The sequence below is a fragment of the Brevibacillus sp. YAE8 genome (assembly GCF_057543335.1).
On the sequence record NZ_BAAIYG010000046.1, the window covers coordinates 1 to 20,175 of the forward strand.

The window sequence follows — 20,175 nt, forward strand, 5'->3', positions numbered from 1 at the left end:
GTTGTGTTCTTTGATAAGTTGGCGCAGCTGGTCTTTTGGAATGAGTCCCATGTGTTCTCTCAACCTCACTTTGTTTCATTGTAATGGAATGTGGAATGAGAGTTTACACAAAATATTTTACAGTCCCGGTGGGATTCTTGAATGACTAAGCGTTCGCAGTCCATTTCTGTTTTGAACAGCCTTCAAGATGAGGGCATCTCATTGCCCCTCCTAAGACAGTGCATATAGCATCTTAGGCTGATTGACTGTTACCATCAATCACAGGTGCATATCGAATGTTCATAGCACCGACTAAATCACGATGTTTTTCGAATCCACATTTGCATTTATACTTACGGTCTTGTGCCTTATTCTTCTCAGAGCATTTAGGGCATGTCTGACTTGTGTATGCAGGATTCACATGCTCAACTCTAATACCAACTAAATTCGCTTTATATTCAATGAACTGAGACAGGCGATAAAATGACCAAGTATGCAGATTCTTTTCGTTTTTACGGCTTGTTCTTGCCGTCTTTTGATAGGGGTGAATGGCCGGAAGCGGCGAAAATCGCTTTCACCAGCGCCATGTGGTTTTGGCATAGAAAGCCGACCTTTTTGCCGCGGACAAGTCCGTATTTCTCTCTGCATGCGGATGTGTCGTTGTCTTTATACAAGCTGCTTCCGGTCGGGCTTGCCCAGGTCGGTGTAGGCGATGCTGTCAACGAACACAATCTCTTTTGGCAACTGATACCTGGCGACTCGCGGGCGCAGCCAGTCCAGCACAGCTTCCTCGGTCAGCCCGGCATAGCTCGCAGGCTGCACGAACGCTTTCAGCCTTTGCCCAAACGCTTCGTCGGGAATGCCCACCACAGCCGCGTCCTCTACGCCCGGATGCTCGGCCAAAATGCGCTCCAGCTCGATCGGATACACATTTTCTCCGCCGGATACGACCATGTCGTCTGTCCTTCCGCATAAAAAATAATACCCGCGCTCATCCCGATAGCCCAGATCCCCTGTCTCGACCCATCCGGTCCGGGTGGAAAAAAGCGCTCCCCGCCTTCGCACGCAAAGCTGCCCGATCTCGCCTGCCGCGAGCTTTTGCCTGTCCCTTCCCCGGACGTGCAAGCCGACACCGCCGATTTTTTTGCCGATGGTGTGCGGTGCGGACGCCAGGTCTTGCGGAGTTGCGACGGCACAAAGGCCCGCTTCGGAAGTTCCGTACAGGTTGAACAAGACCGCTCCCAATTGGCCGGACACTTCGGCGGCAAGTGCGGGCGTTAGCGGCGCGCCGCCAGAAGCGATGCAAGCGAGAGACTGCAAGGCGCTCGCGTTGTGCCGCAGCATTTTTCTCAGCATGAGCGGAACGACCGTCACGGCGTCGACCTTGTGCTTTTCGATCAGCGCACAGGCGTTGGCGGCGTCGAAGCCGGGCGTTATCACGACTTTTTTGCCCAGCGCAAGGAACAAGAGCAAGATCGCCAGCCCGTATCCGTGGCAGATGGGCGTAGCTACATAAGCAGTATGGCAGCGCAGCAGCCGAAGCCGCGTCAGCAGCGCCAAAAACGGCGGCAAATAGCGGAACAGCGACGGCTTGTGCGCGACTTTTTTCGGCTGCCCCGTCGTCCCTCCTGTCAACAGCATGATGCGCCCGGCAGATGCCCGCTTTGGCGATTTTGGAGTGGCGGCAGCCGTTCCATGCCACTCGTGCAGCAGCCGATTGATGGCGGGCAACTGGTCGTAGTAGCTGTGCAGCCGCACGGTCCTGTGCGCCGCCTGCTCAATGCGGGCCGTCCCGTTGGCGTCGTGGACGAGCAGGTCGAGCTTCGTCTCGTCCAGCAGTTGCGCGAGCTGCCTTGCGCTCATCTCCGGATTGAGCAAATAAATGTCGCACCCCGTGCCGGAAGCGGCGAAAATCGCTTTCACCAGCGCCATGTGGTTTTGGCATAACAATCCGACCTTTTTGCCGCGGGCAAGCCCGTATTTCTCCCTGAACGCCCAGGCGAGGCGTTCGGAGTCGCACCACAACTGCCGAAAGCTGACGGCTTCCCGTTCGTCGGCCAGGGCAATCTTTTGGCCGTACGTGCGCTGCGCGACCTGCAACAGCGTCATCAGGTTGGTTCCGTATCGGCAGACGGCGGCGAGCAGCCTGCCGATTCCTGCTGGCGTCAACAGCTTCATTTTGTACAGCGTCGCAAGCAAAAACGCGATCCGCACCGTCATCCCCCCTTTTTTCGCAGCCAGCGCGGAGTGAGGCGCTCCCACAGTCCTCTGCCCAACACCGAGGCCAGCTCCCCGAACAAAAGCCACCACGGCCGCCAGCTTTTTCGTCTCGTGCACATGGATTTGGCGATGACCCGGGCGGCGTGCTCCGCGCTCATGGCGGGCATGCTGCGGTAGGCGGCAGTCGGCGCGATCATCGGCGTTTTTACCAGCGGAAAATAAATCGCAGTCGTGGCGATTCCTCGCGCGTTCCACTCCGGTGCCGCCGAGCGAAACCACGTGTCAAAGGCTGCCTTCGAAGCTTGGTACGCCGCCCAGTACGGCAGCGGAACTAGCGACGTGTTGATCGTCGAGATATGGATGATTTGTCCGTTGCTTCTGGCAAGCTGCGGCAGAAGAGACAGCAGCAGCCTGACCGGGGCGAAGTAATTGATCGCCATCGTGCGCGTAAAATCGTGGTGGCGGTCGAGCGAGTCCATGATCGAACGCCTGATGGACAAGCCCGCGTTGCTGACCACGATATTTATCGTGTCTGCCTGCTCGCACACCCAGGCGAGAAACGACTCCAGTTCAAGCGGCTCGCGCAAATCCGCCCCGAAAACGCTGACTGCAGCCGTTCCGTGCTGCTCGATTTCCCGCTTGAGCTGGCGAAGCTTTTCCTCTCTTCTCGCCACCAGCAGCAACTGCACCTCGCAGCGCCCCAACAAATATGCGAGCTGCTCGCCAATCCCGGAGCTTGCCCCTGTAATGAGGATCGTCTTGCCTGCAAGCGAGCGTGCCAGCTTTTTTTCATCCAGAGCGGCTGGCCAAAACAGCAGTTTTTCCAAAAGACTGTACGTATGCATCGGCATGACCCTTTTTTGGCAAGTAGTAGATTTCTCCTTATTTTCCTCGACTCTGCCCCGGGAAACAAGAACGATCTGTTTTGTCCACTGTGATCTTGGTCACAATGTATCGCCGAAAAAATGGCTTATACTTGACTCGTATTCATCTTCCCTACCACCAAAACCGCATGAAAGGGCTGATGCCGTCAAGATTGCGACGAGTCAGTTGGCGCTCGTGTTCCTGTTCTCATTTTTTCGTGTTCACAGCGATCATCGTCGTCGTCCTGGCGATGGTCTGGTTCGGCACAGGCTCCATGGTCCCGGTGTTTGTCGTGGCTGTGCTGATGTTTCCCGGTACCTATTTGAACACGGCAGACGGCTGGCGCAGCATCGACACGGCCAAAGTACTCACCTGGACGCTCGTCAGCATGTTCATCATCCCCTGCTGAACTACGCTGTCATATCCCCGCTGCGAAAATTTATTTTACGTTGGAACAATGAGGAGTAGATCAATCATGCAAACCTATGACCTGAACAACCATTTGGAGTCGGCACCTAAGCACATCGGGGCGCTGATGGGATTTGAGCGGACAAAAGTCTTGCAGTTGCAGTTGCGCGCCGGAGCGTTCGTCCCGGAACACGATACGGATGCAGACGTGCTCATTATCGTGCAAAAGGGCACAGCCGTGTTCGACTTTTCCGGCAAACAGGTGGAGCTGACTCCGCAGACGCTTTTGCACATGCCCCCTCTGGAAAAGCATAGCGTGCGCGCTCTGGACGAAGATGTAGAGATGGTAGTCATCCGGATTGAACGCTAGTCATAAAAGCGCCATGCCAGCGGCGGAGCTTGCCGCAACCCGTGTAAGTTCCACCCGCCGCCAAGCCACGCCTGGACGAAGCCGGTCTCGTGTTTCTGCGATACCGGCTTTCCATCGTACATTCCGTCTCGCTTTTTCTCCTTGCCCACTCTCCCCGCCTGCGAAAAAGGCGCGAAAACAAGAAACCGAACCTCTCCCTCAATCGTCTCTCTATTACTATACAAAATCTGACAATGAGATCGAGGTGCAGGCAATCATGGAATCTATCTCTATCGTCCTTTACCGTCCCGAGCTGGCCGCGGCCGTCGCGGACATGTGGAACGCCAGTCGGGACAGTTGGGGAGGCGGAAATTCAATCACGACAGCGGAACAGATCAGACAGGAGGAAGCTCACTCCGATGCGCTCGCTGTCTACCTGGCGCTGGACGGCGAAACCGTCGTGGGCTATTGCAGCCTCGCCGAGTACCGCGAAGATACCGGCGCCCTCTACATCCCCCTGCTCAACGTCCGGCCGGAATACCACGGCAAAAAGGTAGGACGCCTGCTGCTTGCCCGCGCACTGGACAAGACCGTCGAACTCGGCTGGCCGCGGCTTGATCTCTACACATGGGCGGGCAACACGAAGGCTGTCCCCCTGTATAAAAAGTTCGGTTTTTTCTGGGAAGACCGCGACGATAGCACGCATTTGATGAACATGATGCCCACTGTGCTGCGGACGGAAGCCATCGCGCACTACTTCGAGGAACTCGACTGGTATCGGGACTCTGCCCGGGAGATTGTCGTCGAGCCGGACGGTCGGAAAGAAAACGGCTTCGACTACTTCACCTACTCCTGGACGAAAGGCGAAAAAAGCCTGCGCGTAGAGTTTGAACGGCGCGGGCGCGGCATGCGGCTGATCGAAACGGAAGATTACTTGCTCGCTGCCGAAGTGGAGCAACTGGAGCTGGTCTTCGGCCGCACGTACCAGATTCGCTACCGGATCGTCAACAAATCAGGCAAGCCGTTGCAGCTCTCTTTGACAGGAGAGTCGGACGAAAACATTCGCTTTGACTATCGCCAAGAACTGGAAGTGACGGGCGAGACGACGCTGTCCGCCAGCTTTTTTGTCGGAGAGATTACAGAGGAACAAAGCGTCTGGCGCACGCACCCGCGAGTCTGCACGCACGTCCTGATTAACGGCAGGCGCGCCTTGTTCCAGGTCGGAATCTTGCCCAAGTTTCCCGCTTCCCTCTCCTTGCACGTCCCCGGCTTGTCCTATCCTGGACAGACCGCACCGTTTTATCTCGATGTGGAAAACAACTTTGCCGAAGAAGCGCAGTTTTCGTTCACGCTTCCGGAAGCGCCGTTTTTGCGCTTCCAAGAACAGCAATTCACGCTGACGCTGGCAGGCAAGGAGCGCACCTCGCTGCCGCTTGCGGCCGATTTGCTGCAACACGGCTTTTACGAAGCGGACGTTCGTGTACAGGCGCAGCTTGCAGACGGCAGTACAGTCTCGTTTGTGAAAAAGCTCGGGGCTGCCTTCACTGGCCTTGGCGCCATGCTCGCGGGCGAGACGGAACAAACCTGGCAAGTGCACCACGGCCGCCACTCGCTGTTTTTGACCAAGGACGACAACGAGCTGACCATCGTCGGCGCAAATGGCGGCGAACCGAGCTACATCGCCTATCCGAAGCTTGGCAAGCCGTATTCCAGCGAGTTTTCCAAAAAGCGCGCCGAGCAGGTCGAGTTTGTCGCGGAAAAAGGAGCGATCGGGATTCACGCCACGTATCACTCCGGCAGTTACCCCGGACTTGTCCTGGTGGAAAAGACGCTGCTGTTCGGAGACGGCTCCGTCGAACACTTGCTGGAACTGGAAAACCGCTCTGCCGAAAAAATGGCGGCGGAGCTGTGGCTGATCCAAGGCTTTTCCCATACGCTGCACCGCCCCGTTTTGCCGTATCAAGGCCGCTATGTCGAAGTGCCTTCCTCCTACGGCAGCGATTTGGACTACTGGGACGGCAAGCTCGTCAGCGAAAACTGGCTGTTTTCGCGGGAGGAAGCAGTTCCGTGGGGCATGTGCTGGCCGAAGGAATACCGGATCGACTTCCAGGTCCGGCAGCTCACGCTGGAGACGTGCCTTGGCAGCCTGGAGCCGCACGACAAAAAGACGTTCGGCCCGATCCACATGACGCACGGTGCGTATGCGGACTGGAAAGACTTCCGCGCCTTTGCGCAAAAAGAAGCTTTGCCATCAGCAAACTTGTCCCTGACGCCACATCTGGAGCTTGTCGCCAACGATCACAACCCGTTTGTCGCAGGAAAAGAAGTGCAGGTACAGGTCAAAGAGTACAAACAGCAATATTTGGAGGGCGAGCTGACTGCCTCGCTGCAAAGCGCGCCTGCCGGAAAACAGGCCCACCGCTACACGGAAGAGGCGGAAGCGACAGAATCGCGCTTTTCGCTCGCTGCGCCGACAGGCTCGCCTGACCTCGTGCTCGTAGACGGACGCTTCGCCACCCACGACGCTCGCTTGCAGAGCGCGATCTTCCCCATCGGCCAAGGCGAGATTGCCCAGGAGACGACCGAGGAAGCGGGACAACAGGTGTACGTCGCGGACAACGGCTTTATCCGCATCAAAGCCGCCCCGGACTTCGCTCCGGCGCTCTATTCGCTCACCGCCGGAGGGCAGGAGTGGCTGGCCAGCTCCTTCCCCGAGCGCCAGCCGAAGTCGTGGTGGAATCCGTGGACAGGCGGCATCAGCAACCACGTCGAGGAGCTGAGTGCGTTTTCGCTGGTCAAGGAAGAGCGGTCTGCCTGCTTCGCCCAACTGACCGACAACAAGCAAAACGTCTGGCAAGGGATCAGGCTGAGCTACCACGTAAAAAAGCAGGAAACATATCGCGGCCTCACCTGCCATCAATATTTCCTGCTCATGCCTGGCGTCCCGCTGCTCTGCCATACTGTCGAGATCGTGCAGCATACGGGGACGTACTTTGCGAACAAAGATTGGACGACAGAAATCTTTTTGCAAACCGAAACTGCTACAGGCCCACTGTGGCTGAACACGGCAGGAAAGCATGGCGAGAAGCTGCACTACAAGCTGGGCCAAGGGGAACTGTTCGCCTACGAAGCGTCAGACTATACGTTTGGCAGCCCGTCGCGCAAGGAAAAGCTGCAAATCGTCACGGACCTGGAGACGGCAGACATCGACCTCTACGCCAACAAAGAAATCGCCCTCGCCTCCCTCTCGCACAAGCTGAACCTGCCGCATGACCGAACAACCTTTACCGCCCCTGTCTTTTTCCTGTTTGCGGACGAGCCGCTGCCAGCCGATTCGCTGTCGGCCTTGCGCGCCATCCGGTTTGCCAGCGAAACCAAAGGGAGGATTTCACGATGAAAATTATTGATGCCCACATGCATCTGTCCCACATCGAAGAATTCAAGCGCACAGCGGCCGAAAAGTCGTTCGTCGACTACTTCGTCCAGGGCATTTTGCAGGAATACGCGGAAAACGGCGTCGTGCTCGGCATCGGCATGGGCCTGACCGAGACGCAAAAGAACGGCTTTCCCGACCCGGAGGCGGCAACACCGATGGGCCTCGACCTGACAGACGAGTTGCCGCCACAGCTCGTCTACTGCCTCGGGATCAATCCGTACCATCTGGACGAGGCGGCAGTCGCCCGCCTGGAAGCCGAACTGCAAAAGCCGCAGGCCGTCGGCTTGAAAATCTATTTGGGCTACTATCCATTCTACGCTTACGACAGCGTCTACGATCCGGTCTACGCGCTTGCGGCCAAATACGGGGTACCGGTTGTTTTTCATACGGGCGATACGTACTCGGAGCGCGGCCTGCTCAAATACTCCCACCCGCTCACGCTCGACGAAGTAGCCGTGAAGCATCGGGACGTGAACTTCTTGATGGCGCATTTCGGCGATCCTTGGGTGCTGGATGGCGCAGAAGTCGTGTACAAAAACCGCAACATGTTTGCCGACCTCTCCGGCCTGATGGTCGGTGACGCCGCCAACTGCCGCAGACTGGCCGAGTCGCCGCTGTTCTTCGCCCACCTGCGCCACGCGATCACCTACTGCGACCATTACGAAAAGTTCCTGTTCGGCACCGACTGGCCGCTCGCGCCCGTGAAGTCGTACATCCAGTTCGTGCAGGAGCTGATCCCGGCGGAGTATCATGAGGATGTGTTTTATAAGACGGCGTTGAAGGTGTTTCCGAAAATCAGGGCGATTGTTGAGTAAACTGGAAGGTTGATAGTTGGAATAACTACAAGCCCCATGCTGTGTCACGTGGCAGTTTGCCCGTGAGCCCGTGGGGTTTTTACTGTCAACTTGGCGGAAAAACGGTTTACATACTTCCATCCCGCACAGGTCGCCAAACAAAAAGAAAAACGCTTGGGATTGAACGGTTCCCTAAGCGTTTTCGTATTTTTAGCGCGTCTCTCCTGGCCTGTCTGTATTTTTTATAAGCGGTTATTGCTTGCCCAAAAAACCTTCCTTAAAAATGTTCAGCAAGTACTCCAACGTAATCGGGTCACTGTAGGTAGATGCCTCCGTGTCGATGACGATCACATGGTTGTTTTTCACAGCAGGAATCTTTTTCCACGTCTCAGAGTTCAGGAACGCATTTTCGCCGCCTTTGCGCTGGCTGAGTACGATGTAGTCTCCGGCATACTCCGGAATCACTTCCAGGGAAAGCATGTAGTAGCCCGGGCCGAGGGCGTCCTTCTTCACTTTTTCCGGCATGGCGAGGCCCATTGCCTGGTAAAGAATCTCGGTTCCGCGAGCCCAGTTGTTTCCGAAGACATAAAAGTCTTTTGCGTCGTGCTCAAAGACGGACACGGTTTTGTCCTTGCCGATTTTCGCCTTGATTTCTTCGCCGGCCGCTTGCGCGCGCTTCGTGAAATCATCAATCCACGCTTGCGCTTCCTGTTCCTTGTTCAGCAGCTTGCCGATCTCGCGCTGCTGCGCCAAATAGTCCAGCTTGCCCCACGTATAGACGACCGTTGGCGCGATCTCCTTCAATTTATCCAAGTTTTTCATCCACGACCCGGCAATAATCAGGTCGGGCTGGAGGGCGAGAATTTTTTCCATCGTTTCATCGGATACCGTTTCGACATCTTTTACCTTATCCGCGAACAACGGGTTCTTTTTCGTCCATTCGTCGACCCCGACCAGTGTTCCGCCCAAAGCAAGAACGTTCGGCGCATTGGTCAAACCGACAATTCGCTTAGGACTCGCAGGAACCTCGATCGGTCCGTTCTCCGACTGATACGTAATCGTCTCCGGCTTCGCTTCGGCTTCCGGTTTTGCTTCTGTTTTCGCTTCCTGCTTTGCTGCGTTGCCACCAGCAGCGTTCTCCGTTGGCACCGATGCATTGCCGCAGGCGCTCAGCAGCAGTACGAGCGACATCATGATAGAGGTGAGCCACTTTTTCATGTTGCATTCTCCTTTTTGACAGATGAAAACCAACAATTGATAATGATAATCATTTCCGAACCATTACATACTATAAACAGTTCTCTATTCCCTGTCAATATGGAGCAAGACTCGATCTGACAACTCGGCAAGCTTGATTTTGTCAGCGTTTGCAGATTGCGGCAGCAGCCAATCCGCGAGCGCTGCCCGTCTGTCGGACGAAGCATTGCATTGCATTGCTTTCCTTGCCTGCACGCGGCCATGGCGTCCGAATCATTTTCCCACAAAAAAACGGCCATTCAGCCGTTTTATCCGCCTTCCTGACCGTGCTGCACTGTACTGACGACATTGCCTTTTTTATGCCCTTGTTCTACGTACCAATGGGCTTCCGGAACCTGTGCCAACGAATAGCGCCTGTCGATCACCGCTTGGAACTGCCCTGACGCCATCAGCTCCGCGAGAAATTGCAAGTCTTCCGCCCGCTCTTTTGCCACCCCTTGCCCATCTACGGTGATGAACTTGCCGTTTGGCGCGAGCGCCTGCTGGCAACGGGCTTTCGAGCTTTTTCCGACGGCGTCGAAAATGAGATCGTACTGCTTGCCTGTACGCGCGAAATCTTCTTTTGTATAATCAATCGCTTCATCGGCCCCGAGCGACTTGACCAGCGCAAAATTGACGCCGCTGCACACCGCGGTCACGTTCGCCCCGAAGTATTTGGCAAGCTGCACGGCCGCCGTCCCTACCGCCCCGGACGCTCCGTAAACGAGGACGCGTTGCCCGCGCTGCAGCTTTCCTTTGCGAAAAAAATGCAGGGCTGTCGTCCCCCCAAAAGGCACAGCGGCGGCCTCTTCGAAGGCTACATTCCCGGGCATGTGCGCGATCACGGCGTCTTCTCGCAGACAGACGTACTCGGCATGTGCGCCAAAGCGCATCCCGCTCAGCGCGTACACCCGCTCCCCCGGCTTGAAGCGCTTGACCTGATCGCCGACCGCTTCCACTTCTCCGGCCAGCTCGACACCCAAAATCGGTTGTCGCGGCTTCGTCCAGCCCAAAAACAGGCGCATCGGCAACCAGTACAACAGCGGACTGCGAAAAGCCCGCCCCCTGCAATCTCCAGACGTACCTGTCGTCGCATGAATTTTGACCAGCACTTCCTTGTCTTTTGGAACAGGCTTCGCTACTTCCTGCAACACGATGGCATCCGGCGATCCGTATTTGGGGCAGACAATAGCTCTCATGGGCTTCCTCCTGTATTTTCATTTGCCGTGAGTCGGCGCAAAACAGCTACTCTCCTTCATCGAGCGACAGCCAGGCCGCAGGCTCGGAACTGCCCGCGAGCCACTCGCTGACAAGCGTTGTTTTCCCGTAGCCCGCCGAAGCAGAAACAAACGTCAGCCTGCGGCGCAGCCCTTCGTCCAGCCGCGCAATCAGGCACAGACGATGGACTGTTTTGGCCGAGGCTTAGGGACGTGCAGTTTCGCAAGCAGGACGTCTGTTCCTGATCCCACCAAAAATACCACACATCCTGTTTCAGCAAAGAATCGGCGTAATGGCCGAGTGTCGGCTGGTCCTCCAGGACGTACTGGCAAAAAATGAAGTGCTCTTTTTCCAGTTGCAGCGCTTCTTCTGCCGTTTGCGGCCGTCTGCTTGCCTGCAGTACCCACGTATCGCCTGTCACAGCGAGAATGTTTGCGCCGTACTGCTGCTGAAAATGCCGGAAGATCACGGACTGGTAAACAGGCAACGGACATTCGTTGTAGCCGCCCATCGGCACCCACAAAGGCGCCTCGTATCCGCGCTCCTGCGGCAAGTTCAGGACGACGAGCGAATCGCCTTCCTCGATTCTCTGCTCCACCCATGCCTGATCGATGTCAAAAGGCTCAGGATTCGTTTCCGCAAGTTCCTCGCGAATCAGCTCGCTGCAAGTCGGCATAGGCGAGACGAGATTCCACAATTCGCCGGAATGCGTCCTCCGCGCTCAGACTGTGCACGTCCGCAAGCTGCTGCTCTACGAAGGCAGGCAGCGATTCTGCTTGGTCACATGCCTCCTCCATCATTTCCAGCAAGTTGTAGCAGGGCAAAACGAGAATGCTGTGCTGTCCCGCTGGCAGCGCTACATCCTCCGCAGCCACCACTTCGGTTTCGCACCCTTCCAAATATTGGACCAACTCTTCAATCACGATCGACACCTCTTTTTCTTTTGGCACGCCTGAAGCGCTTTGTCTGTTTCACCCTGATTTCCTTGGAAAAATAATCCACACACGTTTATCGTACACTATCTATGCTTGAGAAAGTAGAACGATCCGCAAGAATCTTGGGCCACGCCAATCCTTTTGCCAAGCGCTGATCGCAACACGGCTGCAGCAAAAAAGCTTCCCTCGCAACTAGGAGGGAAGCTTCTTCGCCATACGATTATTTTTTACGACAGCTTTACGAGGCTGTAGTTTTTCTTGCCTTTACGGATAATGATGAAACGCCCGCCAATCGCCAGGTCAGCCGTTACTTCCAGATCCAGCTCGCTCACCCGCTCGCCGTTCATGGAAATCGCGCCTTTCGTAATGTCCTCGCGCGCCTGGCGCTTGGATGGCTCGATGCCCAGCTCGACGAGCCAGTCCACGATGTTTTTCGCTTCCTTCGTCGCCTCGTAGGTCGGCATTTCCTTGAAGCCTTGCTCGATCTCATCGGCGGTAAGCGATTTGATATCACCCGTGAACAGGGCGGCTGTGATGCGTTTGGCCTGCTCCAGCAACTCTTCGCCGTGCACGAATCGCGTCATTTCCTCTGCGAGCATTTTTTGCGCTTCGCGTTTATGCGGCTCCGTCTCGACTTTTACCGCCAGCTCGTCGATTTGCTCTTTGGAGAGGAACGTAAAGTATTTCAAGTATTTCACGACGTCGCGATCGTCGGTGTTCGCCCAGAACTGGTAAAATTCGAACGGCGTCGTTTTGTTCGGATCGAGCCAGACGGCACCGCCCGCTGTTTTCCCGAACTTCGTCCCGTCCGCTTTCAGCATGAGCGGGATTGTCAGGCCAAACGCTTTCGCCTCAGGCCCTTCTTTTTTGCGGATCAGATCGAGACCGCTCGTAATGTTGCCCCATTGGTCGGAGCCGCCGATTTGCAACTGGACGTCCTCGTGTCTGTACAGGTGCAGGAAGTCGAGCGACTGAAGGATTTGGTAGGAAAACTCGGTAAAGGAAATGCCGCTCTCCAGTCTGCTTGCCACGACATCCTTGGCGAGCATCGCGTTGATGCTGAAGTTTTTCCCGTAATCGCGCAAAAATTCGATCACGTTGATTTTATGCGTCCAGTCGTAGTTGTTAACCAGGCGAATCTGGTTGTCGCCTTCTGTGATGAACAGCTTTTTCATTTGTGCGGTGAGGGCATCCACATTCGCCTGCACCTGCTCCAGCGTTTGCAGCGAGCGCTCGGACTGGCGGCCGCTCGGATCGCCAATCGTCCCTGTCGCGCCCCCGATCAAAATAACCGGACGATGGCCCGCAAGCTGGAAACGTTTCAGCATGATAAAAGGAATCAGGTGCCCGATGTGCATGCTGTCTCCCGTCGGGTCCACGCCACAGTACAACGAGATCGATTTTTGCTCAGTCAATTCACGAAGCCCTTCGGCGTCTGTTTGTTGGTTAATGGCGCCGCGCCATTCGAGTTCATCAATAATGTTCACAGCCAATTCACTCCCTTAGGTTCGTAGATCTCCTATACCGAATCACCGTTGTGCGTGACAACAAAAAATCGCCCCTTGTCTATTGTAGACACAGGGACGATTGTATAACCGTGTTACCACCCAGATTGCACCAATGGTCACCCCATCTTCCGGATGCCATTCATGCCACTCTCGGCGAGATATCGTTCGCCATTCCGCTCAGCATTACCCGAGATACTCCAGAGTTGTAATTCGCGGGCTTAGTGTGTACCGGGTTCCATCCACCCCCGGCTTTCTAGGACAGGGACCAAGCTGCTACTGGGCTCTTTCAACGTATGTCGCATATAAGATTACAGACAGTATAGTGAATTGGAAGGGCGGTGTCAACTGGTTAACGACCTCGCCACCCGAAACCCGAAATCATCAATGCGAAACGTCGGATGACTGCGGCGGCGGCACGTCGCTCCGCAGCCCCGGGCTTCCTCCGCCCAGCTCCCGCCGCGAAAAATCCGGTAGGAGCCGTACACGTCGGCATCGTACACATCCGAGCACCATTCCCACACATTGCCCAGCATGTCGTAAAGCCCCCAGGCATTCGGCTATTTGGCTCTGCTCAACTTTTCTATCGCTTCCTGCTCCGTCGGCACAAAAAAGAAATCGCTGCCGTTGTTCGACTCGTAGATGAAGTCCCGCAAGCTTTTGCTGGTGTACGCCGAAAAATCGCCGACGATCGCCATTTTCATCCTGTAGTTGCTAAACTTTTGCAAAATCTCGCCTGCCAGCCGCGTTTTCAGATCGAAAAAGCTTTCCGCAAACATGGACTTGCGCAAAATGATGCGGTCGCAATCGACTTCATAGCGCACAGTCGCCATCAGGTCGAGCGCAGCTTGAACATCGGCAACCACCACTTCCTCGCTTGTGACGATAGCTAGATCGACTCCGTTAACGGTCTGCTTTGCAATTTTCATCGTCTATCCTCCTGTGGGAGCATTCGCTTTTTGTGAGTGAAAAAGCCTTTGCACATACTGCTCGCCAATGTACCGATTGTCTTCGCCCCGGGGCGGCGCAATGCCTGCCACCCGGAAAAAGCTCAGTCCCACGACCATCGCCATCAGTCCGTAGGCTGCGCTTTGAGCGTCTTCCTCCATCGTCTGCCCTGTCTTGCTTCCATAGGCAAAAATTTTGGCAATGCCCTGGAGGTCGGCCTGATAGCTTTTCGCTGCGACCTCTTGCAGCTTTGGATCGAGCGCTGCCCTGGAAAAAAACTGCACGAACAGCCTGCCCTGATCGCTGTACGGAATATGCATCGGCCCTGTTCCATCCACCTGCGAAACGTTGATTTTTTGTTCCCCGTCTTCCTGACAGGGCGGCAAGTAGCGCTCGGCACACCGCACAAGGCAAACAGCCGGGCAAGAAAATCCGAAACCATCGTCAAGCAGCCGTAGCCGGTATCCCCGCAGTAGCCCACTTCGCTGCACTGCGTTGCCTCGCCATGCGCCACACTCGAGCCTGCCCGCATTGTCCGGGTGTTACCTGCACCGATTTTTTGGCCCACAAAAAAACAGCATGACAACCGCAAACCATGCCTCTTTCCCTCGTTTGCCGCGAAAAACAAAACCAGCCGTTGCCACGCGAAGGAGCATGCTCGCATGACAACGGCCCCGCCAGGTTCATCCCCGGCACCGCACGCTATGAGTGGATTCCCAAATGTTCGCGCAAAGTGGTTCCGGTATATTCGCGCTTGAACAAGCCTTTTTCCACCAGCTTCGGCATCAACTGTTCAAAAAAGATTTCCATCGACTTGTGCGAACCGCCAGGCAAGGCGATAAACCCGTCGATCGCTCCCGCTTCGTAGCGCGCGATAATATCGGCCAGCACGTCGTCGACGGTCCCGACGGACACCCAATGAGCCGATCCGACCACTTCCGGGCGCACCAGCACCTCTTCCAATGTCGGCTCGTACTTCGTAATATAGCGGCGCAGCAGCTCCGCATGTGTCCGGCTGCGCACGGGCATGTCCGGATCAGGCAGCATGTCAGCCGTGATCCGCTGATCCAGCGCCAGATGGCTTGCGTCCATCCCAAGCACGGACTTGAGCGAAGTCAGTCTGCGCTCTGTGCTCAAATTGGCGTGTGCGGCCTTATGCATCTCCTGCGCTTCCTCGCGCGTCTCGGCCAGGAAGAAATACAAGCCGGGCAAAACCTTCACCGCATCGGGATTGCGCCCGCGCTCCTCTGCCCGTCTGCGCAAGTCGTTGCGCAGCTCTACCCCTGATTCGATATCCGGCATGGCCGCAAAAATGGCATCGGCCAATGACGAGGCAAAATCCCGCCCGATGTCCGACGCTCCCGCCTGAAAGAACGGAATCGAGCCGGACGGATGGGCAGGGAGGATAAGCGGTCCTTTGACGCTGAAAAACTCACCCGAATGGTTAATCGGCGTAATCTTGTCCCTGTCCGTAAAAATGCCGGACTCCTTGTCCATGACGATCGCATCGCGCGGGAAGCTGTCCCACAGCTTGCGGACGACTTCCGTAAACTCGCGCGCTTTCCGGTATCGTTCTTCCGGCGAAGGCATCGGAGCATCCCCGAAGTTTTCCGCCCCTTCGATGGACGTGACAATATTCCAGCCAGCGCGTCCATTGCTCAGCCAGTGCAGCGACTGAAGCTGTCTCGCCACCACAAACGGCGGGTTAAACGTCGTCGAGATCGTCGTAACCAGCCCGATCCGCTCGGTTTCGCGGGCGATGACGGCGAACATCATCGTCGGGTCCGGGCTGCCGAAGTTCGCGGAATCCCCCATCATCTGCGGGTTGATGAACAAGTAATCTGCCCGGAACAAAAAGTCGAGCTTGGCCCGCTCCGCCATTTTGGCCAAGTCAATATAGTAGTCAATCGTGCCCATCTTCTCCACGCCACTGTCTGGACGCCGCCAGCCGTCGCCTTTCATCCAGGTCGCATTGATCGCCAATCCTATACACAATTGTCTATTTTCAGTCATGCGTACCAACCTTTCCCTGCTTTAAAAGCCGTTTTGCGAGTCGAAAACGTTCCGAGCAGAGACATGCGCAAATCGGCCTCTAAAACTAGCAATGATAATCATTATCGACAATTAGTGTAGCAAGGACCAGGCGAAAAGCAAATGCACAAATCATAAAAGCGGCATGCATCATTTCCTAATCCGACGCTGCCTGTTTTGTTGCCATGTCTTTATAGGCGGTAGGCGACATGCCGAATTTCTTTTTAAACACGCGGCTGAAGTAGAGCGGATTGGCATATCCGACGCTGACGGCAATGTCGCTGATCGGGTAGTCCCCTGCTTTCAGCAATTCGCTCGCTCTCTCCATCCGATAATGGATCACATAGTCGATGGGGCGGAACCCCGTATATTTATGGAAAAAGTAGGAAAAGCGCTTCGGGCTCATGGCATGCAGCTCGGCCAGCTCGTCGAGTGTCAGCGGGTTCATGTAATGCCCATGAATGTAGGCAACCGCTTCGTCGATCACCCTCTGGCTCGGTGAGCTGCCTCTCTCGCGATGCTTGCAGCTCACCAGCACCTGATACATGATGCTTAAAAAAAGCTCTTTCAGGCGCAGCTTCCCGATGCCCCCCTGTGCCTGCGCATTCTGTTGCAGCATGATAAGCAGCTCCAGCAAACGCGGATTCACTCCGGGCTCAAGCATGAAATGGACGTTGCATGCCTCCGCGTCGCTTTTGCCCCCTGACTCGTCCCAGCGGTAAAATACCCGGTAGTACTCCAGCTCGGACTCGCCTATGACGCGCGAGTTCATCATCATGCCGGGAGCCGCATGCAAGACCGTTCCCGGCTGCAAATCGTAAGCGGTACCATTTACATGCATGTTCGCTTCGCCGCGAACGGTAAACAGAAACCCGTAGGCCACGGTCTTGAAATCACGCAACACACTTTTCGGCTGGATGACCAGGCGCTGCACACTCGCGATCTCGTAGGAGCTTTTGGCGAATCGTTCTGCTAGTTTGTCCGCATCGATCATGAAAATTGTACCTGCTTTCTATCCATCTCGTTTCCCCTTGGGCCGCTCTCCTTCGTGCGAAGCGACCGACCGTTTCCCGCACACGCCGCCAGGCTATCCGCAGGATGCACCGTTACGCCACAAGGCCGTTTTCATGCTTTATTTTATCATAACAACCTCGGACAAAAATCGCTCTGTTGCAAGCTTCGCCAGGACGCCGCAAGCAACTTCCGTGCCCGCTGATAACTCTGCCCAAATAAATCGCGGGAAGCATATTTATTTCGTCTCTGTTTGCGGGTATGATAATAGAAAAAAAGAAAGAGGCTGTTATATGGATTCAACCTATTCATCCAGATCTACATCCAAAACGAAAATGCTCGTGATTCATGCTCTTTTTATCGCTTTTACCCTTGCAGCCACCATGTTCATCAACATCCGCCTCCCGATCATGGGCAACGGCGGCCTGATCCACCTCGGTAACGTGCCTCTTTTCATTGCCGCTTTCGTGTACGGCAGAAAAACAGGGGCGATTGCAGGTGCCTTCGGGATGGGCCTGTTCGACCTGATCTCCGGCTGGACCGCCTGGGCACCGTTTACGTTTGTCATCGTCGGTGCCATGGGCTATGTCGCCGGCCTGATCGCGGAAAAAATGCCTGGCAAACGCGTCCTCGCCTACTCTGTAGCGATCGCTGTCGCCCTGCTTATTAAAATCGTCGGCTACTACTTCGTGGAAGTGATCCTGTACGGCAACTGGATTCAGCCGTTTGGCTCGATTCCGGGGAACTTCCTCCAGGTTATCGTGGCCGGAATCATCGTGCTGCCGCTGGTAGGACGCCTGAAAAAAATTGTCGGACAAGGCTAACGCGCAGCTTGCAAAGGAAACGTTGCACGCGACGCCCTCAGGCGAGCCGTAACGAGTAGAAAACTTGGCTACGCCAAGCCATTGGCGCAGCCTTAGTTGCGCTTATACTGGATAAGAAGCTTATCCATTCTTATCTGTACAAAAAACAAAAACGCTTAGTGACCCAAGCGTTTTTCCAACTTTTTCGGATGGAGCAGTGCTGGAGCGCAAGCTGACCACGATTGGGCCAGCCTAGCTCCCTCCCCTGAGGGGTGATGCCCTGCTCCAGCTACTTTTTCAACACCAGTGAAAATTTATGTGCGGCGCATATAGGCACGGACCGTCAGCGGCGCGAAGATGGCGACAATGACGGCAGCGCTCACGAGCGAAAGCACGAACTCTGTGCCAATCGTGCCGCTACTGGCCAGCTCGCGGACGGCGCTGACCAAATGCGAGATCGGGTTGATGTTGACGAACCACTGGAGCCAATTCGGCATCGTATCAACCGGAACAAATGCGTTGGAGAGAAAGGTGAGCGGAAACAGCACGATCATCGAAATCCCCTGCACGCTTGATGCTGTACGCGCAATGACGCCAAAGAAGGCAAAAATCCAACTGACCGCCCACGAGCAGGCGATGACAAGCAGCCCCGCAATCGCGACGAATCCCACGCCGCCGCCAGGCTGGTAGCCCATGAGATACCCCATGACAAACGTGAGCACTGTCGCAATCGTATAACGCACGGTGTCGGCTAGCAACGCTCCGGCCAACGGCGCGATGCGCGCAATCGGCAATGACTTGAATCGGTCGAACACGCCTTTGTCCATGTCCTCGCGAAGCTGGACCCCCGTGACGATTGAAGTGGCAATGACGGTCTGCACCAAAATACCGGGAATAATGATCGGCAAGTAGTTCTGGACGTTTCCTGAAATCGCACCGCCAAAAATATACGTAAACATCAGCGTAAAAAGAATAGGCTGCAGCGTCACGTCAAACAGTTGCTCCGGCGTGCGCCGAATTTTCAACAGCCCGCGATAGGCCATCGTCAGCGAGTGGCGCAACGATTGACCAAAACTTGCCCGTTTTCTTAACGGACGCTCCATGTCCTTCCCCCAGGATGCGCTAGTCATACTCTGGCTCCCTCCATTCTGTTCGACTGCACGGAAGCTTGCGGCGCGTTTTCGCTCGCCCCGTTCCCCGTGATCGTCAAAAATACTTCGTCCAAGGTCGGCTTCTGCACGCTAATCTCGGCAAGCGGAATGCCGCGCGTCCGCAGCGCAATAAGCAAATCCGTCACTTGATCGGCGTCCGCCATTGGCGCCGTAACCTTGCCCGCTTCTGCCGTTACGCTGGAACGAACTTTGAGCACCTGCTCCACCATTTCCCGGGCATCTGCAATATCCCGCACATGCTGGACGCGCAGGTGCAGCGCCGAAGTCCCGACCGATGCTTTCAGCTCATCCACCGTCCCTTCTGCCACGACCCGCCCGCGGTCAATCACCGCGATCCGGTCGGCGAGCTGGTCTGCTTCATCCAAATATTGCGTAGTGAGCAACACGGTCGATCCTGTATCAACCAGCCGCCGAATCGTATCCCACATCTGCGACCGCGTGCGCGGGTCAAGCCCTGTCGTCGGTTCGTCGAGAAAAATGAGCGGAGGCTGGGCAATCAAACTCGCAGCCAAATCCAGCCTGCGGCGCATCCCGCCAGAAAAATGCTTCAGCGGACGCTTCGCCGCTTCCGTCAGCCCAAACTCCTCCAGCAGCTCCGCAGCCTTGCGCCGTGCCTCGGCACGCCCCAGCCCAAGCAGCCGGGAGAAAATAATAAGGTTCTCCGTGGCGCTAAGCGACTCATCCACCGAGGCGTACTGCCCCGTCACGCCAATCAACTGCCGGACGATATGCGATTCTTTTGCCACATCATACCCAAAAATTCGCGCCTCCCCGGCATCCGGCCTAAGCAAAGTCGCCAACATGCGAATCGTCGTCGTCTTGCCCGCCCCATTCGGCCCAAGCACGCCGTAAATCGACCCGGCGCGCACCTTCAAATCCACGCCATCTACAGCGCGATTGTCCCCGAACGTTTTGACAAGCCCCCGCGCTTCGACTGCCCATTCCGTGTTGTGCTGATCGTTCATTTTGGCATCTCCTTCTCCTCTTGTTTATGTGTTGTGATAGGTACACAATAACGTGCGGATTTAAACTGAATGTAAATTGGTCGGTAAGTTTATATTGTAGGAGGTTAAAGGGGCTTGTTACACCTGCATGGGGAGGAGGTCGGGGTCGGGGTCGGGATGGATATTTCCGGAAATAGTCATAACCACCGGCTTAGCCGGTGGCTTCCATTAGCCCTATAAGGGCATGTTACAAGCAAGCGCCTTAAAGGCGCACTGAAAGTCTGCCAACCGCGTGTTGCCTCGGGCTGCCCCTAAAAAGGGG

The 20,175-nt window shown here is 55.7% G+C and carries 18 protein-coding genes and 3 pseudogenes; 5 read left to right on the forward strand and 16 right to left on the reverse strand.

Annotation, left to right across the window (positions count from 1 at the left end; genetic code table 11):
* Positions 1-232 precede the first annotated feature (232 nt).
* From AC27IT_RS26555 to AC27IT_RS26570, 4 genes and pseudogenes are all read right to left on the reverse strand, one after another.
* Positions 233-517, reverse strand: a pseudogene (locus AC27IT_RS26555) (zinc ribbon domain-containing protein); the annotation flags it as partial.
* Positions 492-701, reverse strand: a complete 210-nt coding sequence (locus AC27IT_RS26560) for a hypothetical protein (RefSeq protein ID WP_327923641.1) — start codon at positions 699-701, stop codon at positions 492-494. The gene AC27IT_RS26560 and the pseudogene AC27IT_RS26555, both read right to left, overlap by 26 nt.
* Positions 646-2,193, reverse strand: coding sequence for an AMP-binding protein (locus AC27IT_RS26565; protein ID WP_487092208.1), 1,548 nt, complete (start codon positions 2,191-2,193; stop codon positions 646-648). Before AC27IT_RS26565 ends, AC27IT_RS26560 begins: the two co-directional genes overlap by 56 nt.
* 2 nt (positions 2,194-2,195) lie before the next feature.
* Positions 2,196-3,044 (reverse strand): SDR family NAD(P)-dependent oxidoreductase, encoded by an 849-nt coding sequence (locus AC27IT_RS26570; RefSeq protein ID WP_283858869.1) that lies wholly within the window; start codon positions 3,042-3,044, stop codon positions 2,196-2,198.
* Positions 3,045-3,223: 179 nt separating this feature from the next.
* Between AC27IT_RS26570 and AC27IT_RS26575 the strand changes: the two genes are divergently transcribed.
* The 4 genes from AC27IT_RS26575 (at position 3,224) to AC27IT_RS26590 (ending at position 8,071) form a co-directional block, all read left to right on the forward strand.
* Positions 3,224-3,472 (forward strand): hypothetical protein, encoded by a 249-nt coding sequence (locus tag AC27IT_RS26575; RefSeq protein WP_340673723.1) that lies wholly within the window; start codon positions 3,224-3,226, stop codon positions 3,470-3,472.
* A gap of 66 nt (positions 3,473-3,538) precedes the next feature.
* A complete protein-coding gene (locus tag AC27IT_RS26580; protein ID WP_005828285.1) occupies positions 3,539-3,841 on the forward strand; it encodes an AraC family ligand binding domain-containing protein in 303 nt (100 codons plus the stop codon).
* Between the two features lie 256 nt (positions 3,842-4,097).
* Positions 4,098-7,217, forward strand: coding sequence for a GNAT family N-acetyltransferase (locus tag AC27IT_RS26585; protein WP_487092209.1), 3,120 nt, complete (start codon positions 4,098-4,100; stop codon positions 7,215-7,217).
* Positions 7,214-8,071, forward strand: coding sequence for an amidohydrolase family protein (locus AC27IT_RS26590; RefSeq protein WP_487092210.1), 858 nt, complete (start codon positions 7,214-7,216; stop codon positions 8,069-8,071). Before AC27IT_RS26585 ends, AC27IT_RS26590 begins: the two co-directional genes overlap by 4 nt.
* A gap of 231 nt (positions 8,072-8,302) precedes the next feature.
* Here AC27IT_RS26590 and AC27IT_RS26595 read toward each other — a convergent pair whose 3' ends face one another.
* The 10 genes and pseudogenes from AC27IT_RS26595 to AC27IT_RS26640 all read right to left on the reverse strand — a co-directional run bounded on the left by AC27IT_RS26595 (position 8,303) and on the right by AC27IT_RS26640 (position 16,917).
* Positions 8,303-9,268 carry an iron-hydroxamate ABC transporter substrate-binding protein gene (locus AC27IT_RS26595; protein ID WP_026557692.1) on the reverse strand — a complete coding sequence of 322 codons (966 nt, stop codon included), beginning with the start codon at positions 9,266-9,268 and terminating at the stop codon, positions 8,303-8,305.
* Between the two features lie 287 nt (positions 9,269-9,555).
* Positions 9,556-10,485 (reverse strand): NAD(P)-dependent alcohol dehydrogenase, encoded by a 930-nt coding sequence (locus AC27IT_RS26600; protein ID WP_487092211.1) that lies wholly within the window; start codon positions 10,483-10,485, stop codon positions 9,556-9,558.
* Positions 10,486-10,541: 56 nt separating this feature from the next.
* Positions 10,542-11,180: a DUF4253 domain-containing protein gene (locus AC27IT_RS26605; RefSeq protein ID WP_487092212.1), complete on the reverse strand. Its 639-nt coding sequence runs from the start codon at positions 11,178-11,180 to the stop codon at positions 10,542-10,544.
* Positions 11,128-11,427 (reverse strand): hypothetical protein, encoded by a 300-nt coding sequence (locus tag AC27IT_RS26610; protein WP_327953866.1) that lies wholly within the window; start codon positions 11,425-11,427, stop codon positions 11,128-11,130. The genes AC27IT_RS26605 and AC27IT_RS26610 overlap by 53 nt, the downstream gene beginning before the upstream one ends.
* 239 nt (positions 11,428-11,666) lie before the next feature.
* Entirely contained in the window at positions 11,667-12,926 is a 1,260-nt protein-coding gene (tyrS, locus tag AC27IT_RS26615) for a tyrosine--tRNA ligase (RefSeq protein ID WP_005828299.1), read from the reverse strand.
* 362 nt (positions 12,927-13,288) lie between these two features.
* Positions 13,289-13,504: pseudogene (locus AC27IT_RS26620) on the reverse strand (formylglycine-generating enzyme family protein); the annotation flags it as partial.
* Positions 13,505-13,873 carry a DUF4180 domain-containing protein gene (locus AC27IT_RS26625; RefSeq protein WP_025844191.1) on the reverse strand — a complete coding sequence of 123 codons (369 nt, stop codon included), beginning with the start codon at positions 13,871-13,873 and terminating at the stop codon, positions 13,505-13,507.
* 3 nt (positions 13,874-13,876) lie between these two features.
* Positions 13,877-14,278, reverse strand: a pseudogene (locus AC27IT_RS26630) (TetR family transcriptional regulator C-terminal domain-containing protein); the annotation flags it as partial.
* 316 nt (positions 14,279-14,594) lie between these two features.
* Positions 14,595-15,905, reverse strand: coding sequence for an NtaA/DmoA family FMN-dependent monooxygenase (locus AC27IT_RS26635; RefSeq protein WP_221842781.1), 1,311 nt, complete (start codon positions 15,903-15,905; stop codon positions 14,595-14,597).
* A 175-nt stretch (positions 15,906-16,080) separates the two neighbouring features.
* A complete protein-coding gene (locus AC27IT_RS26640; protein WP_025844189.1) occupies positions 16,081-16,917 on the reverse strand; it encodes an AraC family transcriptional regulator in 837 nt (278 codons plus the stop codon).
* Between the two features lie 310 nt (positions 16,918-17,227).
* Between AC27IT_RS26640 and AC27IT_RS26645 the strand changes: the two genes are divergently transcribed.
* On the forward strand, positions 17,228-17,758 hold the full coding sequence (locus tag AC27IT_RS26645; protein ID WP_025844188.1) for an ECF transporter S component: 531 nt from the start codon (positions 17,228-17,230) through the stop codon (positions 17,756-17,758).
* A gap of 293 nt (positions 17,759-18,051) precedes the next feature.
* Here AC27IT_RS26645 and AC27IT_RS26650 read toward each other — a convergent pair whose 3' ends face one another.
* Together AC27IT_RS26650 and AC27IT_RS26655 are read right to left on the reverse strand one after the other, a co-directional pair.
* Complete coding sequence (locus AC27IT_RS26650) at positions 18,052-18,840, reverse strand: ABC transporter permease (protein ID WP_283858861.1); 789 nt, start codon at positions 18,838-18,840, stop codon at positions 18,052-18,054.
* A gap of 23 nt (positions 18,841-18,863) precedes the next feature.
* Complete coding sequence (locus AC27IT_RS26655; RefSeq protein ID WP_026557686.1) at positions 18,864-19,874, reverse strand: ATP-binding cassette domain-containing protein; 1,011 nt, start codon at positions 19,872-19,874, stop codon at positions 18,864-18,866.
* Between the last annotated feature and the right edge of the window lie 301 nt (positions 19,875-20,175).

Excerpts from the sequence above, each read along its gene's own strand:
- AC27IT_RS26570 (WP_283858869.1), bottom strand. The coding sequence starts at position 3,044 with ATGCATACGTACAGTCTTTTGGAAAAACTGCTGTTTTGGCCAGCCGCT.
- AC27IT_RS26575 (WP_340673723.1), top strand. The coding sequence starts at position 3,224 with ATGCCGTCAAGATTGCGACGAGTCAGTTGGCGCTCGTGTTCCTGTTCT.
- AC27IT_RS26580 (WP_005828285.1), top strand. The coding sequence starts at position 3,539 with ATGCAAACCTATGACCTGAACAACCATTTGGAGTCGGCACCTAAGCAC.
- AC27IT_RS26585 (WP_487092209.1), top strand. The coding sequence starts at position 4,098 with ATGGAATCTATCTCTATCGTCCTTTACCGTCCCGAGCTGGCCGCGGCC.
- AC27IT_RS26590 (WP_487092210.1), top strand. The coding sequence starts at position 7,214 with ATGAAAATTATTGATGCCCACATGCATCTGTCCCACATCGAAGAATTC.
- AC27IT_RS26595 (WP_026557692.1), bottom strand. The coding sequence starts at position 9,268 with ATGAAAAAGTGGCTCACCTCTATCATGATGTCGCTCGTACTGCTGCTG.
- AC27IT_RS26600 (WP_487092211.1), bottom strand. The coding sequence starts at position 10,485 with ATGAGAGCTATTGTCTGCCCCAAATACGGATCGCCGGATGCCATCGTG.
- AC27IT_RS26605 (WP_487092212.1), bottom strand. The coding sequence starts at position 11,180 with ATGCCGACTTGCAGCGAGCTGATTCGCGAGGAACTTGCGGAAACGAAT.
- AC27IT_RS26625 (WP_025844191.1), bottom strand. The coding sequence starts at position 13,873 with ATGAAAATTGCAAAGCAGACCGTTAACGGAGTCGATCTAGCTATCGTC.
- AC27IT_RS26635 (WP_221842781.1), bottom strand. The coding sequence starts at position 15,905 with ATGACTGAAAATAGACAATTGTGTATAGGATTGGCGATCAATGCGACC.
- AC27IT_RS26640 (WP_025844189.1), bottom strand. The coding sequence starts at position 16,917 with ATGATCGATGCGGACAAACTAGCAGAACGATTCGCCAAAAGCTCCTAC.
- AC27IT_RS26645 (WP_025844188.1), top strand. The coding sequence starts at position 17,228 with ATGGATTCAACCTATTCATCCAGATCTACATCCAAAACGAAAATGCTC.
- AC27IT_RS26650 (WP_283858861.1), bottom strand. The coding sequence starts at position 18,840 with ATGGAGCGTCCGTTAAGAAAACGGGCAAGTTTTGGTCAATCGTTGCGC.
- AC27IT_RS26655 (WP_026557686.1), bottom strand. The coding sequence starts at position 19,874 with ATGAACGATCAGCACAACACGGAATGGGCAGTCGAAGCGCGGGGGCTT.